Here is a 16,692-nt window from a genome sequence, read left to right on the forward strand (position 1 = left end):
TGTAGTGCGTCGCCATCAGGCTTGATCGTGACGACAGAAAAGCCCTCCCAAAAAGGAAGGAAAGTATTAATATCACGCATAAGAACGCCGGTTTGTTAGATGTGTTTGCTCGCACGAACATCATCAATCAAATCGGCGTTCTTGTTTCTGTGTTTCCCGGGATTCCGTGAAGAACCAAAAAAAAGCCCCACGACCGAATGAGCCGCAGGGCTAAAAATTGGCTGGATGCGACCAACCAAAGGAGCTCGTTACATCACTTGCTGCTGGCTACAACCGTGTCCGGCTGCCAGCCACCGCCCAGGGCCTTGTAGATCGCGACGATGCCGCGATACAGGTCCACTTCGGCCTGGGCCTGGGAGTCTTCTGCCGCCAGACGCTCACGTTGTGCGTCGAGCAATACCAGGAAGTCCACGGTGCCTTCGCGATAACGGATCGCGGCGAGGTCAGCGGCAGCACGGCTGGACTCACTCTGACGAATCAGCGAGACCAGGCGCTGCTGGCGTTTGCCGTAATCACTGAAGGCATTTTCGGATTCCTCCAGTGCCAGCAATACCTGCTGCTCGTAGGTTGCCAGGGCGCCATCGGCTTCGGCATTCGCACCGCGCAACCGTGCACGCACGCTGCCCAGGTCAAAGGCGGCCCAGGTAATGCTTGGGCCAAGGGACCAGGCATTGGCGGCAGCCGAACCAATCTGCGAACCACGCCCGGCGGTAAAGCCCAGGAAGCCGCTGAGGCTGACCCGGGGGAACAGGTCGGCCTTGGCCACGCCGATACGCGCAGTGGCCGCAGCCAGTTTGCGTTCGGCGCTGAGGATGTCCGGGCGACGTTGCAGCAACTGGCCGGGGTCGCCGATCGGCAAGGCCTTGGCAATCGCCGGCAGGTCTTTGGGGCTCAGGTCTACGCTCAGCTTGTCGGGGCGCTGGCCGAGGAGGGTGGCGATGCGGTTACGCTCGCGCACTTGCTCGGCTTGCAGTTGCGGCACGCTGGCTTCAACGGCCGCCAGGCGTGCGTCGGCGCGTTCCACATCGAGCTGATCGCCCACGCCGGCATCACGCAGGCTCACGGTGATGGTGCGCGATTCCTGCTGGTTCTTCAGGTTGTCCAGGGCGATACGTTCACGCAGTTGCGCACCACGCAGTTGACCGTAGGCGTCGACTAATTCGGCAATCATGCTGACTTGCAGTTGGTACAGGTCGGCCTCGGCGACTTGTTGGTCAGCGTCGCTGGCCTCCAGGTTGCGGCGGATACGTCCAAACAAGTCGACTTCCCAAGCCATGTCCAGGCCCAGGTCGTAGCGCTCGCTGTTGACACGCTTGGTGGTCTGGCCGGGAATCTGGCCTTTGCCCACATCACTGCTGGCGCGAGAGGTGACGACCGGCATGATGTCGTTGGCGGCGTCATCCCGGATGGCACGTGCCGCCCGCAGACGGGCGAACGCCACACGCAGGTCGCGGTTACCGCTCAACGACTGGGTAACCAGTTGGTTGAGGGTCGGGTCGTCGAACTGCTGCCACCAAATGCCTTCGTACTTGGCGTGGTCATAGCTTTTGGTGTCGGCGGCGGCCGTGATATTGGCCGCCTCCAATTTTTCGGTTTTGTAGTCCGGGCCCACGGCACAGGCGCTCAGCGCCAGTACCAGCAAGCTCGGTAAAAATACTTTCACGCTCATTGCTGTGTCTCCAGCTTCAAGGCCTTGGCCGCTTTGCGTGCTTCGCCGCGCTCCACATAACGACGGATCAGGACGTAGAACACGGGCGTCAGCAACAGACCGAAGAAAGTCACCCCGATCATCCCGGAGAACACCGCCACGCCCATGGCATGACGCATCTCGGCACCGGCACCGCTGGACAACACCAGTGGCACCACACCCATGATGAAGGCGAACGAGGTCATCAGGATCGGCCGCAGACGCAAGCGGCAAGCTTCGAGTACCGCCGCCAGCGGATCGAGGCCTTCCTGCTGTTTATCCTTGGCAAACTCGACGATCAGAATCGCGTTTTTACACGCCAGGCCCACCAGTACAATCAGGCCGATCTGGGTGAAGATGTTGTTGTCGCCGCCGGAGATAATCACCCCGGTGATGGCCGACAGCAGCGTCATCGGTACGATCAGGATCACCGCCAATGGCAGGCTCCAGCTTTCGTATTGGGCGGCCAGTACCAGGAACGCCAGCAGTACGCAGAGCGGGAACACGAACAGCGCAGTGTTGCCCGAGAGGATTTGCTGATAGGTCAGGTCGGTCCACTCGTAGGTCATGCCATTAGGCAGTTCGTCTTTCAGCAACTTTTCAATCGCCGCCTGTGCCTGGCCGGAGCTGTAGCCCGGTGCGGCGTTGCCGTTGATTTCTGCGGTGATAAAGCCGTTGTAGTGCATTACGCGGTCCGGCCCTGAGGTGTCGCTGACCTTGATAAAGGTCGCCAGCGGGATCATCTCGCCTTTGTTGTTGCGCACTTTCAGCTGGCCGATCTGGTCTTCATCCAGGCGGAACTGCTGGTCTGCCTGCACGTTGACCTGATAAGTACGCCCGAAGCGGTTGAAGTCGTTGGCATACAACGAGCCCAGGTAGATCTGCAGAGTGTCGAAGATGTCGCTGATCGCCACGCCGTGGGTCTTGGCCTTCTCGCGGTCGATAGCAGCATCGACCTGGGGCACGTTGACCGTGTAGCTGGTGAACAGGCCGAACAATTCAGGCGTGGTGCGGCTCTTGGTGATGATGTTCTGCACTTCTTTGTACAGCTCGTCGTAACCCAGGTTGCCACGGTCTTCGATTTGCAGACGGAACCCGCCGATCGTACCCAGGCCCTGTACCGGCGGCGGTGGGAAGATCGCCATATAGGCTTCTTCGATGCTGCTGTATTTACCGTTCAGTGCCCCGGCAATTGCACCGGCGGACATGCTCGGGTCATTACGTTCATCGAAGGGCTTTAAGGTCACGAACACAATGCCGCTGTTCGGGCTGTTGGTGAAGCCGTTGATCGACAGACCAGGGAAGGCGACGGCGGCTTCCACGCCGGGTTGTTTAAGCGCGATGTCGGACATGCGCTTGATCACATCTTCGGTGCGGTCCAGGCTCGCGGCGTCCGGCAATTGCGCGAAGGCCACCAGGTACTGTTTGTCCTGGGCCGGTACGAAACCGGTTGGTGTGTGGGCAAAGCCCAGCCAGGTCAGGACCATCAGGCCGGCGTACAGGAACAGCGCGATACCACTGCCGCGAATCACCCGGCGTACAGTGCCCACATAACCATGGCTGGCTTTCTCGAAGAAGCGGTTGAACGGGCGGAACAACCAGCCACCCAACAGCTTGTCGAGCACCTTGGAAAAGCGATCCTTCGGCGCGTCATGGCTGCGCAGCAACACGGCGGCCAGGGCAGGGGACAAGGTCAGCGAGTTGAACGCCGAGATTACCGTGGAAATGGCAATGGTCAACGCAAACTGCTTATAGAACTGCCCGGTCAAGCCGCTGATAAAGGCCGCTGGGATGAACACCGCACACAGTACCAACGCGGTCGCGATGATCGGGCCGGTCACTTCGCTCATGGCTTTTTCAGTGGCCGGGAACGGTTCGAGTCCCAACTCGATATTTCGCTCGACGTTCTCCACCACCACGATGGCGTCGTCCACCACGATACCGATGGCCAGCACCAATCCGAACAGCGACAGCGCGTTGAGCGAGAAGCCAAACAGGTGCATCACTGCAAAGGTACCGATCAACGATACCGGGACCGCCACCAACGGAATGATCGAGGCGCGCCAGGTTTGCAGGAACAGAATTACCACCAATACAACCAGGATCAGCGCTTCGAACAGGGTGTGAACCACCGCTTCGATAGAGCCGCGCACGAAGATAGTGGGGTCATAGACGATGCTGAAATCCATGCCTTCCGGGAAGCTCTTTTTCAGCTCCGCCATCTTGGCGCGTACTTCGTTGGAGATCTCGATCGCGTTGGAGCCTGGGCGCTGGAAGATTGGAATAGCCACCGCCGGCTGGTTGTTGAGCAACGAGCGCAGCGCGTATTGGCTGGAACCCAACTCTACCCGTGCGATGTCTTTGAGGCGGGTGATTTCACCGTTATCGCCTGAGCGAATGATGATGTTCTCGAACTCTTCTTCAGTGACCAGACGGCCCTGAGTATTCACCGACAACTGGAAGCTGGTGGCATTCGGTGCAGGTTGCGCACCCAGGGCACCGGCGGCCACTTGACGGTTCTGCTCGCGGATTGCGTTGACCACATCGGTGGCGGTCAGGTTGCGCGAAGCGGTTTTGTTCGGGTCCAGCCATACTCGCAGGGAGTAGTCGCCCATGCCGAACAACTGCACGTCACCCACACCGCCCAAACGGGCCAACTCATCCTTGACGTTGAGCAAGGCGTAGTTGGACAGGTAGAGCATGTCGTAACGCTTGTCCGGCGAGGTCAAGTGCACCACCATGGTCAGGTCAGGGGAGGCCTTGTCCACGGTGATACCGATACGCGTCACTTCCTCAGGCAGCTTTGGCTGCGTGCGGGTCACACGGTTCTGTACCTGCACCTGCGCGTTGTCCAGGTCGGTGCCCAGGGCGAAGGTGATGGTCAGGGTCAGCTTGCCGTCGGCGGTCGACTGCGAGGACATATACAGCATGTTCTCGACGCCGGTGATGGCTTGCTCCAAGGGAGCGGCCACGGTTTCACCGATGACTTTAGGGTTGGCGCCCGGGAAGTTGGCACGTACTACCACGGTAGGCGGCACCACTTCCGGGTATTCGCTGATCGGCAGTTGGAACAGCGAGATCGCACCGGCGATCAAGATCAACAGCGAAAGCACCGCTGCGAAGATCGGCCGCGAAATGAAGAACTTGGAAAAATTCATCTTGAGTTGTATCCCTTAACCGCGTGGAGTCGCGACGGCTGCGAGCTTGGGCGCGGCTTTATCCGGCGCCACTTGCTCCAGGTTGCTGGCTTCAAGCGCTTGTCGTTGTTGTGCCAAGGCGGCGAGGGTTTCCTTGCTGGCCATCGGGATCGTTTCCGGCGCAACCGGCGAACCCGGACGAATGCGCTGCAAGCCCTTCACGACGATGGTGTCGTCCTTGTTCAAACCGCTGCGCACGATGCGCAGGCCTTCGATCTTCGGCCCCAGTTCCACCGAGCGATAAGCCGGCTTGTCGCCGTCCATCACCAGCACGAACTTCTTGCCAAGGTCGGTGCCGACCGCTTCGTCGTTAATCAACACGGCGGAGTAAGTGCCGCTGCCGACCAACTTCAAGCGGGCATACAGGCCCGGGGTGTATTCGCCCTTGCTGTTATCGAACACGGCGCGGCCGCGAATGGTGCCGGTGGCCGGGTTGACCTGGTTGTCGACAAAGTTCATCTGGCCCAGGTGCGGGTTGCCGGTTTCATTCGACAGGCCCAGGTACACAGGCGTGGTCGCGCCACGGCGGCCTTCACGGGCCAGCTCGGTGTACTTGAGGTACACGCGCTCATCGGCGTCGAAGTAGGCGTAAACCTTGTCGGTGGAAACCACGCTGGTCAGCGGCGTGGTGTCGGCGGTCACCAGGTTACCGGCAGTGATCTCGGCACGGCTGACGCGGCCACTGATCGGCGAAGTCACGCGGGTGAAGCTCAGGTTCAGCTTGGCCAGGTCCAACTGCGCCTGGATCCCGGCGACAGCGGCGCGGGCTTCCTGGGCGGCAGTGGTGCGCGAGTCGGCCAGTTCAGCGGAGATCGCATTGCTCTGGCGCAGGCGTTCGCCACGTTGCGCTTCATTATCGCTACGGCTGGCGGCGGCTTTGGTTTGTGCAAGCTGGGCTTCGAGGCGGCGCACCTCAGCCTGGAACGGACGCGGATCGATCTGGAACAGCAGGTCACCTTTCTTAACCAGCGCGCCTTCGGTGAAAGCCACCTGATCGATCTGGCCGGACACGCGCGGACGAATCTGCACGGTTTCTGGCGCTTCCAGGCGACCGGTGAATTCGTCCCACTCGTTGACCGGTTGTTCCAGCACCTTGGCCACACTGATTTTCGCCGGGGGCATGGCGGCCGCTTGATCCGGGGTCTTGCCGCAGGCGCTCATCACCACCACGGCCAAAATCGCCAAGGGGAAGCGCAAGTGTTTGAGTGACTGTTCCATGAGGTGCATCCGCCAATGTATTTGAGATGGGCGGATCATGCGCGGCGAGGTGCTATGTCACGAATCGAATGAAACAAAGGTAACTATCATTCGGAATGATATAAGCGGCAGATGAGCCCTCTAGAATGGCGGTTTCGTTAGGGCGCTATCAATGGGCCTGATGGCAAAAGTGTATTGCGTAGCCTGCAAGGAACCACGCTCACAGGCCGCTGCCTGTGCCCTGCAGCAGGCTCAACCGTCTGCCGGTGACGCCAGGTTGCCACGCGGCCTGCCAATCAGACCGCCCAAAAAATACATCAACCCGCCCGCCACAACAAAAACCACCAACATATAAAACATGCTGTAAGCCGGCTGCGTCGCCAGCACCCACCCACACAACACCGGCCCCAGCGCCGCGCCGACATTACTCAGGTTCTGCGCGGCGTAATACATGCCGCGCAGGTGGTTGGGTGCGATGTTGTCGATGAACATGTATTCGGCCGGGAACACGATAATTTCCCCGAGGGTGAAAATCGCCATCGACAGCACCCACATCAGCAGCGTGGTCGACAGCGCAAACCCGCCCAGGCCGACGACAAACAGGCTGAGCCCTGCGGCCAGCCATCGGTTCAGGTAACGCGGGGAAATCCGTTTGCCGAGGCTGTATTGCAAGCTGATTACCGTCAGGGCATTGGTGGCCACAATCGTGCTGATGATCCGATAGGTCTCCTCAGGCGTGGTGGTGACGATCAGGTATTGCGAGAGGTAGGCCGTGAACTGGCCGAATACCACGGCACTGAGCAGTCCGCCGAGGGTAAAACACACCAGGCGGTAATCGCGCAGCAACAGTGTACCTACGGCCAGGAACGCTGCGGCTGGCTGGTTTGCCTGGGCCGTCTGCAAACGCTTGTCGCCCCATACGCAGTAGGTCAACCAGAACCCGGCGCCAAGCCCGGCTGACATTAGAAACGGCAGGCTCGAATCTACGGCGGCCAATCCCGCGCCAAGGAACGGCCCGACGGCATAACCGATATTGGTCAGCGTGTATTTGATCGAAAACGCTTCACTGCGCTGTTCGACGGGAAGCAGGCTGCCAAAGGCGGCTTTTACCGCGATATCGATCACCGCATACGCCAGGTTCACCGATACCAGGCACAGATAGAACAGCCAGAGCGCGGGCGCGATAGACGCACCGAGAAAGCCCAGGGTGAACACGCCGCAGAAGGTCAGGATAAGCCGATGATTGCTCATCCGGTCCACCAGGAAACCGCCATACAGGCTCAGCAGCGAGCCGATGATCAGCGTGCTGCCGATCACCAGGCCGATGTCGGCGATGCTCAAGCCAAACTGGCCTGATAAGTAAATGACCAGGTAGGGCAGGGTGATAGCGCGGGCGAGTGTCAGTATCAGCGAGGCACTCAATAGCAGTTTGAGGGTGGCGGGGTAGTGTTTCAGCGTGGCCAGCATTCGAGCCTCATAATCCATTTATAAGCAGGGAAGCAGCTTACGTTTGAACTGAATTCTGATTTAGGATGGTTTTTATTGAGATACAGGAACTCAATTCATGAATAAGGACTGTGCATGTTTTCCTCAGAGCGCCTCAAGGGCATCGATGTATTTGTCTGCGTCGCGCAGTACGGCAGCTTTACGGCGACCGCCGAGAAAATGAACCTGACCGCTTCGGCCGTCAGTAAAAGCATTGCGCGCCTGGAGGCTCGCCTGGGTGCGCGACTGTTCCAGCGCACCACCCGCAGGTTAGCACTGACGGATGCAGGTGTTGGGTATCTGCGCACCTGCACCGGCGTATTAGCCGACCTGGAAGAAGCCGAATGGGCATTGCAGGCCGAAACCACGGAACTGCGTGGGCGTGTACGCATTGACCTGCCCGGCGCCTTTGGCCAGGCGCAGGTGCTGCCGATCCTGCTGCCGTGGCTGCACACGCATCCATTACTGACCCCGCACATTTCCTTCTCCGATGGCTTTGTCGATCCGTTCAAGGAAGGCGTGGATATCGTGGTACACATCGGCGACGCCCCGGCCTGGCCGGAGACCGTAGCGCACCGGTTACTTACGCGTGAGTGGCATGTGCTGTGTGCATCCCCCGCGTATCTCGCCCGCCATGGCATGCCGCAGTCCGAGCGTGACCTTGAGCAGCATCAGTGCATTGCCTACGGCTGGGTCGATGGCCGTGTCAGCCCCTGGCGGCACGCTGGCGAACACGGCGCGACACTGCACAGCCATATGCAACCGCAACTGGTGATTGGCCATGGCGACGGGCTTAAGATGGCCGCGCTGGCCGGCTGCGGTATCGCGCAACTGCCGTCGTGGCTGGTTGAGCACCACTTGCAGGACGGGTCGCTGGTGCAAGTCTTGCCGCACTTGGCCAGTGTCGGCATGGGCATCAGCGTGGCCTGGGTCAAAAACCGCTACGCGCTGCCCAGGGTGCGCGCGCTAGTGGAGGTGCTGGTTGCAGGGTTGGGCGCGGCTGAGTGACACTCATCGATTTTGTGCACCGATTTTTCACAGGATTCGACCATGCCAAACCTCCCGACACCGCCTTCCACGGGCGACGATCCTTACCTTTGGCTTGAACAAGTCGACAGCCCACAAGCGCTGGACTGGGTGCGCGCGCAGAACCTCAAGACCCATGCACGGCTCGCCGAATCCACGCCCTTCAAAGCGTTGCAAGCTGACCTGCTGGCGGTGCTCGATTCGGACAGCAATATCCCCTACGTGGAGAACATCGGCGCTCACTATTACAACTTCTGGGTCGACGCCGCCCACCCTCGCGGCCTGTGGCGGCGCACCACGCTGGCGGAATATCGCAAGGCGCAACCGGCCTGGGAAACCGTGCTGGATATCGACGCGTTGAATGCACTGGAAGACGAAAATTGGGTCTGGCACGGCGCCGACTGCCTGTACCCAGGCTATAAACGCGCCTTGGTCGCACTCTCCCGTGGCGGCGCAGACGCGAGTGTCACGCGCGAATTCGACCTGGTCGAAAAAGCCTGGGTCAATGCCGGCTTCGAGTTGCCCGAATCCAAGGGCGGGCTGGGTTGGATCGACCACGACAACGTGTATGTGTTTACCGATTTTGGGGCTGGCAGCATGACCCGCTCGGGTTACCCGCGCATCGTCAAGCAATGGCAGCGCGGTACGCCATTGAGTGCCGCCAGCGTTGTTTACGAAGGCGCGCAGGACGATATGTATATCGCCGCGATGCACGACAGTACGCCGGGCTATGAGCGTGATTTTGTCAGCCGCACCCTGGCGTTCTACAACAATGAACTGTACCTGCGCGCCCAGGATGGCACGCTGAGCAAAATTGACGCGCCGAACTCGGCCGACAAGTCGGTACACAAAGACTGGTTGCTCGTGCAATTGCGGGATGATTGGACGGTGGGTGACGGCTATGCGGCCGGCGCGTTGCTGGCCATCGACTTTGCACGGTTCATGGCCGGTGCGCGGGATTTCGACGTGTTGTTCGAGCCATCGCAGACTACTTCGCTGGCCGGCATGGACTGGACCCGCAACCACTTGGTGCTCAACGTGCTGGAGGACGTCAGAAACCGCCTCAGCGTGCTGACGCCCGGCGCACATGGCTGGGCACACAGCGCATTTATCGGCGCGCCGGCGATGGCGACCGTGGACGTGAGTGCCGTCGACAGCGATGACAGCGACGCCGTGTGGATGGTCACGCGCGGCTTCCTCACGCCGGTCACGCTGTCACTGGCCGAGCTTGGCGCCCAACCCGAAGTGCTCAAAGCCATGCCGGCGTTTTTCGATGCGAGCCGGCATATAGTTGAACAGCATTTTGCCGTGTCCAAAGATGGCACCCGCGTGCCGTATTTCCTGGTGCACGAACAGGGCTTGCAATACAACGCCAACGCGCCGACCTTGCTCTACGGTTATGGCGGCTTTGAAGTCTCGCTGTGCCCGGAATACTCCGGCGGGCTGGGTCGCGCCTGGCTGTCCAAAGGCGGTGTGTACGCGGTGGCGAATATTCGCGGCGGCGGCGAATACGGCCCGCGCTGGCATCAGGCGGCGCTCAAACACAAGCGCTCGCGCGCCTATGAGGATTTTGCCGCAGTGGCACAAGACCTGATCAGCCGCAACATCACCTCGCCGCGGCACCTGGCCGTGCAAGGTGGCAGCAATGGCGGCCTGTTGACCGGCAATATGCTCACCCAATACCCCGAGCTGTTCGGGGCCGTGGTCGTCCAGGTGCCGTTGCTCGACATGCAGCGCTATCACCATTTGCTGGCAGGCGCCTCGTGGATGGAAGAGTACGGCAACCCGGACGTGCCCGAAGAATGGGCCTACATCCAGACGTTTTCACCCTACCACCTGTTCGACCCGGCCAAGACCTACCCGCCGGTGCTGTTCACCACCTCGACCCGCGATGACCGCGTACACCCGGCCCATGCCCGCAAGCTTGCGGCCAGGATGATCGACGCCGGCCAGGACGTGACCTACTACGAAAACATCGAAGGCGGCCACGGCGGCGCGGCGGACAACGCCCAGAGCGCGTACATGAAAGCGCTGGTCTACGGCTTTTTGTGGGAGCGCTTGAGCGCCGGTCGCGGCTGACCGGCGCTGGCCGGTATGATCGGATGCCCCTTGAATAAGTGAAGAGTCAGATGCGCACACCCTATGTTTTTATCTTGATGTCGATGCTGTTGGCGGGTTGTGGTTCGTCGGGGGCAACTACTGGAAATCCTGCGTTCGAACGTCAGCAAAATGCGCCGCTGACGTCCGATGCTCCGCTGGATCCTTACACCGTTGAGAAGCTTAATGCGATTCTCCAAGAGCGTCCAAACTACCGGTCGCTTCCCGCGGGCCAACAGATCGGCCTCATCTCGGAGGCCTTTTTAGGCACGCCCTATGTTGCCAACAAGTTACAGGGCTCACTGAGCACCCCCGAACAACTGGTGGTCGATTTTCGAGGCCTGGATTGCTTTACCTACCTGGATTACGTCGAGGCCCTGCGACAATCAGCAGCACAACCCGACTTTATGAAAAACCTGTTGCGCACGCGTTATGTTGATGGCGATCTCGATTTTCTCAGCCGTAAGCACTTCTACACCGATTGGGCCTACAGCGGCACGTATAAACCGGCGCAAGACATCACCGCGCAGCTAAGCGCCCATGCTGTTCGCCGCGAAAAACGCCTCAACCAAAAAGCCGACGGCAGTGCCTACTTGCCTGGCCTGCCGGTGGTCCAGCGTACGGTCACCTACATTCCTGCCGGTTTTATCGACAAGACGGTCATCAATCGCCTGCACGAGGGCGATTTTATTGGCATCTATACGCCCTTGGCCGGGCTGGATGTGACCCATGTGGGGTTCTTTATCATGACGGACAAAGGCCCCGTACTGCGCAATGCGTCCTCGCATTCAGGCAGCCAGAAGGTGGTGGATTCGCCGTTTCTGGCGTATGTGGCCAACACGCCGGGGATTGTTGTGCTGAGGGCGAAGGAGTAAAGGCTTCAATTGAGCCACTGTCCCGCCAGGGAGACGACGTTTACAGTGAGCGTCGCTTCGGCATGAGCTAACGTTCATGCACGTACTTTTGCGAAAACTCGCTGGATACCGCCCTTATGAGAGATTTGCCGCCCACCGCGACCTTGCGTGCTTTTGAAGTTGCGACCCGCCATCCGACGTTTACAGCCGCCGCGCAGGAGTTGCATGTGACTCAAAGCGCGGTCAGTCACCAGCTCAAGCACCTGGAGGCGCTTTGGGGCGTGCAGTTGTTTGAGCGTGGCAAGGCGTTACGCCTCACGGCAGCGGGAGCTACGCTGGCGCCCATCGTGCGGGAGTTCTTCATCAGTCTGGAAGCGACGTTGGGTGACTTGCGCGAGCAAAAGGGCAGGGTGCGACTCAGCGTCAGCACCACCTATTCCTTCGCGCTCAAATGGCTGCTGCCACGTTTGCCACGTCTGGCTCGTCAGCACCCCGAGCTGTTGGTCTCGCTGGACACCACGGATAAAATCATCCATTTCTCGCACGGCCAGGCGGATGTTGCGATCAGGCTCGGCAAGGGCAATTACCCAGGTCTGCATTCGGAGTTCCTGTTTGGGGAGCAGGTATTCCCTGTGGCCAGCCCCGAACTGCTGCGACGCGTGGGGACGCCGCAGAGCCCCGCAGACTTGCTGCACCTCCCGCTGCTGACGCGCGATGGCGCCGAGTTGGTGCCTAAGTGGGAGGTGTGGTTTCAAACCGTCGGCCTGGCCTATTTGCCGCTCAAGGAAAGCGTCAGGTTTGGCGATACCAACATGACGGTCGAGGCGGCCTTGCTCGGCCAGGGCGTTGCATTGGTGCGCAGCGGGCATGTCGAGAATGAAATCAGCGATGGCCGTTTGGTGCGGCTGTTCGACATACCGCTGCCATCGCCGCTGGCTTACTACTTCGTCTGCCCCAAGGGCATCGAATCGCAGCCGCACATCGCCAGCTTTCGCCAATGGCTGGTCAGTGAGGCGCTGAAAGTACAGGCGTAGACAAGCGAGTTATGAACATCTACTCATGGCGCAATGAGGAGACTTCGCTTTAGCCCCGGCGCCGCATTGCCTACAGTGGCGCATGCCTATTCATCTCGTGTTCCTTGTGCTGTTCGCCGCGCTCCTGCATGCCAGTTGGAACGCGCTGCTGCGTAGCGGCGCCGATCGGCTGTGGTCGATGACGGTGATGTGCGTCGCCATCGCCATCACCAGTGTGGTTGCTGCGACATTCATGGCGCCCCCGGCGATTGAAAGTTGGGGCTACGCGGTGGTGTCGGGGTTGCTGCATGTGGGCTACAACCTGTTTCTGGTGCGCAGTTACCGGGTCGGCGACCTGGGGCAGGTCTATCCGATTTCACGTGGATCATCGCCGGTGCTGATCACCTTTGGTGCCGCCGTGTTTGCCGGAGAAAGCATCACCCCCGGCGAGCTCGTCGGTATTGCGCTGGTGTCGGGCGGGATCATTTCGCTGGCCTTCAGAGGCCGCAGTCTGTCGGTTCCCAGCTTGCCCTATGCGCTGGGAACGGGCGGCTTTATCGCGGTCTACAGTGTGGTCGACGGCATCGGTGCGAGGCTCTCCGGTGCGCCGCTTGCCTACACGGTGTGGATGTGCGCCCTGTGGGGCGTGCTGATGCCGCTGGTCTACATCGGCCTGCGCGACAGCCGCAGCTTGTTCTGCGTCCGGCCCGGAACAGTGACCGCGCTGGTCGGCGGCCTGGTCTCATTGCTCGCGTATGGAATGATCATCTACGCCATGAACGAAGCGCCCCTGGGCGCGGTATCGGCACTGCGCGAAACCAGCGTGCTGTTCGCGGCGTTGATCGGCTATGCGTTTCTCGGCGAGACGCTCAGTGCACGCCGGATACTGGCGTGCGTGGTGATCGCCGGCGGTACTCTCATCATCGGCTGATACAGCCAACAGCTCAGGAGCTATGTTCAATGGTCAATGTCTCGCAGGCACCGCTGATTCTAATCACGGGTGGCAGTCGTGGAGTGGGGGCCGCCACTGCCCGGCTGGCCGCCGAAAGGGGTTATGACGTGGCTATCAGCTACGTTGCCAACGAATCCGCAGCGCTGGCCGTGGCTGCGGATGTAGAAGCACTGGGGCGCCGGGCGTTGGCGATGCGGGCCGACAGTGCGGACCCGCAACAGGTGGCCGACTTGTTCGCGGCCATCGACCGCAGGTTCGGACGTATCGACGTGCTGGTCAATAACGCCGGGATGCTGGGGCATCAGTCTCGCCTGGAAGACCTTGGCATGGAGCGGATGCAGCGCATCTTTGCGGTCAATGCCATCGGGCCGATACTCTGTGCCCAACAGGCGGTGAAGCGTATGGCTTACCGCCACAACGGCCCGGGCGGCGTGGTGATCAATGTCTCTTCAACTTCGGCGCGCCTCGGCAGCCCCAACGAGTATGTCGACTATGCGGCGTCAAAAGGCGCGTTGGAGACGTTCACCATCGGGTTTGCCAAGGAGGTGGCGCGCGAAGGCATACGCGTCAACTGTATTCGCCCCGGGCATATCTATACCGAGATGCATGCCAGTGGCGGTGAGCCGGGGCGGGTCGATCGGGTCAAGGACTCGATCCCCATGGGGCGTGGAGGTCAGCCGGAGGAGGTGGCGCGCGCGATTCTTTGGCTGGCGAGCGCGGAGGCATCCTTCGTTACCGGTACGTTTCTCGACGTGACGGGCGGTAAATGAGCCAGAGGCACGGATCAACGGCTACTGCGCTCGGGTTCAACTCACACCGGGCTGCCTCACTTTGCGACTCAAGCCCGGTGTCTGGCCGGTAATGCGCTTGAATGCACGACTGAAGGCGGCCTGGGAGGTGTAGCCCAGGCGCTGCGCCACCTCTTCAATCGGCAGCCTTTCGAGGGTCAGCCACTGGCTTGCAAGGCGCATTCGCAGTTCGGTTACATAGCGCAGCGGGCTCATGCCGATAGTCACTTGAAAGCGGTCCGCGAAGACCGAGCGCGAGGTATTGCAGTGCTCTGCCAACTGCGCAACGGTCCAGTCGCGACCCGGTTGTTGGTGGAGCGCAAGCAATGCACCGGCCAAGCGTGGATCGCGCAAGGCGGCGACCAGGCCAGAGGCATTGCCGCAGGCGCACTCGACCCAGCCACGAACGACCATGGCTGCCACCACATCGGCCAGCCGCGCGAGGATGCCGGCGAAGCCCACACGGGCGGCGCTGACCTCGCGTTCCATGGTGGTCAGGATCGGCACCAGTCCGGGGTAACGCTGGCCACCGGCATCAATCAGCATCAGGCCCGGCATCAGCCGACCGAGACCATGAATGCTGCCCAGTTCAAACTCCATGCAGCCACTGAACACAATCGTGCTCGGCGTGGAGCTGCCATGGGTGCCGGTATCCACCGCGCTGACGGTGTCACCGATTGGCGCGCCGTCTAAACGGTCGATGTCTTGAACAGCCACGTCCGTATGGGAAAGCAGTTGATGGGCCGCGCCATGGGAAATAAACACGGCGTTGCCGGCAGACAGCGCGTACGTGGTCCCGTCCTCCATCCGCAACACCGCAGTGCCGACGGCCATGAAGTGGAACCACGCGTGCCCGGTTTTTTCCGCGAAGCCCAAACCGAAGGTCGGGCCCGTTTGGATACGCCGGTATTCGACCCCGCGCAAGCGCATGCCGCGTAGCAGTTCGTTGATGAGATCCGAGGAGAGCGCAAACTGATCTGTAGGCATCGTTCAGGTGTTTTAGTCAAAAACTAGAGACTTTGGATCATAGATCATCCGGATTCCCGCGCCTAGACTGCGGCTCGCAATGAAGATTGGGAGATCCGTGCAATGACTGACTGTGTTTGTAATACCGTTTCCGACCGCCATGTTGGCGTCGACGCGGACGTAGAATCTGCAACTCCTGCGTGGATGGCAGTATTTTCCCTGGCCATGGGTGTGTTCGGATTACTGACTGCTGAGTACCTTCCGGCCAGTTTGTTGACGCTGATGGCGACTGACCTGGGCGTGTCCGAGGCGCTGGCTGGCCAGGCAGTCACCGTGACGGCGGTGGTGGCGCTGTTTGCCGGCTTGTTGGTACCAGGCCTGACCCGTGGCATCGACCGACGTTGGGTGTTGCTGGGTTTTTCCACGTTGATGGTTGCCTCCAATCTGTTGGTCGCCGTTTCCTCCAGCTTCGCAGTGCTGTTGTTGATGCGTATCTTGCTGGGCATTGCCCTTGGCGGGTTCTGGAGCATGGCGGCGGCAGTAGCGATGCGCCTGGTGCCGAGTGCCTTGTTGCCCCGGGCGCTGTCGATCATCTTCAGCGGCATCGCCATCGGCACGGTCGTTGCGGTACCGCTGGGCAGCTACTTGGGTGGGCTGTATGGCTGGCGCAGCGCGTTCTTTGCGGCGGCGGCGGTAGGCATGGTCACTCTGGCTTTCCAGGCGTTCACTCTGCCGCGCCTAGCGCCGCGCCGGCCGGCACGCCTGCGCACGGTGCTCGAGGTGTTGCTGCGCCCAGGCATCGCCATGGGCATGTTCGGTTGTGTGCTGGTGCACAGCGGGCACTTCGCGATGTTCACCTATGTTCGGCCATTCCTCGAAGGGACTACGGGTATCGGCGCCCAAGGGCTGTCACTGATGCTGCTGGGGTTCGGTGTCGCCAACTTCGTCGGCACGCTGTTGGCCGGAAGGCTGCTGGAGCGCTACCCGCTGGCCACGCTGGTGTTGATGCCCGCACTGGTCGGCGTCGCCGCACTGGCGTTGGTGCTGTTGCCGGCCTCGGTGCCGGGGCAGGCGGCCCTGCTGGCGATCTGGGGCCTGGCCTTTGGTGGCGTGCCGGTGGCGTGGTCGAACTGGGTCGCCAGCGCAGTACCTGACCAGGCGGAAAGCGCCGGGGGCATGGTGGTGGCCTCGGTGCAGTCCGCCATCGCGACGGGCGCCGCCGCTGGCGGTGCGGTGTTCAGCCTCGGTGGCAGCGCAGGCGTATTTGTAGCCGCGGCCGTGTTGATGCTGCTGGCCGCGTTGCTGATTGCGCTGCGTGTTCGCGTGCCTTCTGCCCATGGCATTCGCCAGTCCAAGCCCGCGTTGCACCTTTGAGCCGGATTGCCAAACCCCCGTTGATTAGCCCACCGTGCTCCAGGTCTGAATGGCTC

Annotated in this window: 12 protein-coding genes; 7 read left to right on the forward strand and 5 right to left on the reverse strand. The window is 60.9% G+C overall.

All coding sequences use genetic code 11. The features are described from left to right. Positions 1-253 precede the first annotated feature (253 nt). The 4 genes from ACTD9P_RS08800 to ACTD9P_RS08815 form a co-directional block, all read right to left on the reverse strand. Complete coding sequence (locus ACTD9P_RS08800) at positions 254-1,669, reverse strand: efflux transporter outer membrane subunit (RefSeq protein WP_438867404.1); 1,416 nt, start codon at positions 1,667-1,669, stop codon at positions 254-256. Continuing rightward, positions 1,666-4,845 (reverse strand): efflux RND transporter permease subunit, encoded by a 3,180-nt coding sequence (locus tag ACTD9P_RS08805; protein ID WP_438867405.1) that lies wholly within the window; start codon positions 4,843-4,845, stop codon positions 1,666-1,668. The genes ACTD9P_RS08800 and ACTD9P_RS08805 overlap by 4 nt, the downstream gene beginning before the upstream one ends. Before the next feature lie 15 nt (positions 4,846-4,860). Continuing rightward, positions 4,861-6,102 carry a multidrug efflux RND transporter periplasmic adaptor subunit MexE gene (mexE, locus tag ACTD9P_RS08810; protein ID WP_176992254.1) on the reverse strand — a complete coding sequence of 414 codons (1,242 nt, stop codon included), beginning with the start codon at positions 6,100-6,102 and terminating at the stop codon, positions 4,861-4,863. A 231-nt stretch (positions 6,103-6,333) separates the two neighbouring features. Then, on the reverse strand, positions 6,334-7,548 hold the full coding sequence (locus ACTD9P_RS08815) for an MFS transporter (protein ID WP_438867406.1): 1,215 nt from the start codon (positions 7,546-7,548) through the stop codon (positions 6,334-6,336). A gap of 114 nt (positions 7,549-7,662) precedes the next feature. Here ACTD9P_RS08815 and ACTD9P_RS08820 point away from each other — a divergent pair, with 114 nt between their 5' ends. The 6 genes from ACTD9P_RS08820 (at position 7,663) to ACTD9P_RS08845 (ending at position 14,278) form a co-directional block, all read left to right on the forward strand. After that, complete coding sequence (locus ACTD9P_RS08820; RefSeq protein ID WP_438867407.1) at positions 7,663-8,574, forward strand: LysR family transcriptional regulator; 912 nt, start codon at positions 7,663-7,665, stop codon at positions 8,572-8,574. A gap of 42 nt (positions 8,575-8,616) precedes the next feature. Further along, complete coding sequence (locus ACTD9P_RS08825; RefSeq protein WP_438867408.1) at positions 8,617-10,671, forward strand: prolyl oligopeptidase family serine peptidase; 2,055 nt, start codon at positions 8,617-8,619, stop codon at positions 10,669-10,671. 50 nt (positions 10,672-10,721) lie between these two features. Next, a complete protein-coding gene (locus tag ACTD9P_RS08830) occupies positions 10,722-11,564 on the forward strand; it encodes a DUF1460 domain-containing protein (protein WP_438867409.1) in 843 nt (280 codons plus the stop codon). 116 nt (positions 11,565-11,680) lie between these two features. Then, entirely contained in the window at positions 11,681-12,577 is an 897-nt protein-coding gene (gene gcvA, locus ACTD9P_RS08835) for a transcriptional regulator GcvA (RefSeq protein WP_438867410.1), read from the forward strand. An 82-nt stretch (positions 12,578-12,659) separates the two neighbouring features. Then, positions 12,660-13,487 (forward strand): EamA family transporter, encoded by an 828-nt coding sequence (locus tag ACTD9P_RS08840; RefSeq protein WP_438867412.1) that lies wholly within the window; start codon positions 12,660-12,662, stop codon positions 13,485-13,487. Between the two features lie 29 nt (positions 13,488-13,516). Beyond that, the gene (locus ACTD9P_RS08845; protein WP_438867413.1) at positions 13,517-14,278 is read left to right on the forward strand and encodes an SDR family oxidoreductase; all 762 of its coding nucleotides are present in this window, start codon (positions 13,517-13,519) and stop codon (positions 14,276-14,278) included. 36 nt (positions 14,279-14,314) lie between these two features. Here the strand turns inward: ACTD9P_RS08845 and ACTD9P_RS08850 are convergent, their stop codons facing one another. Then, positions 14,315-15,283 (reverse strand): AraC family transcriptional regulator, encoded by a 969-nt coding sequence (locus tag ACTD9P_RS08850; protein ID WP_438867414.1) that lies wholly within the window; start codon positions 15,281-15,283, stop codon positions 14,315-14,317. Between the two features lie 102 nt (positions 15,284-15,385). On the opposite strand from ACTD9P_RS08850, the gene ACTD9P_RS08855 reads away from it, so the two are divergent. Then, a complete protein-coding gene (locus ACTD9P_RS08855) occupies positions 15,386-16,636 on the forward strand; it encodes an MFS transporter (RefSeq protein ID WP_438867415.1) in 1,251 nt (416 codons plus the stop codon). Positions 16,637-16,692: the final 56 nt, after the last annotated feature.

It is taken from the genome of Pseudomonas onubensis (genome assembly GCF_965653655.1).
Taxonomy (GTDB): domain Bacteria; phylum Pseudomonadota; class Gammaproteobacteria; order Pseudomonadales; family Pseudomonadaceae; genus Aquipseudomonas.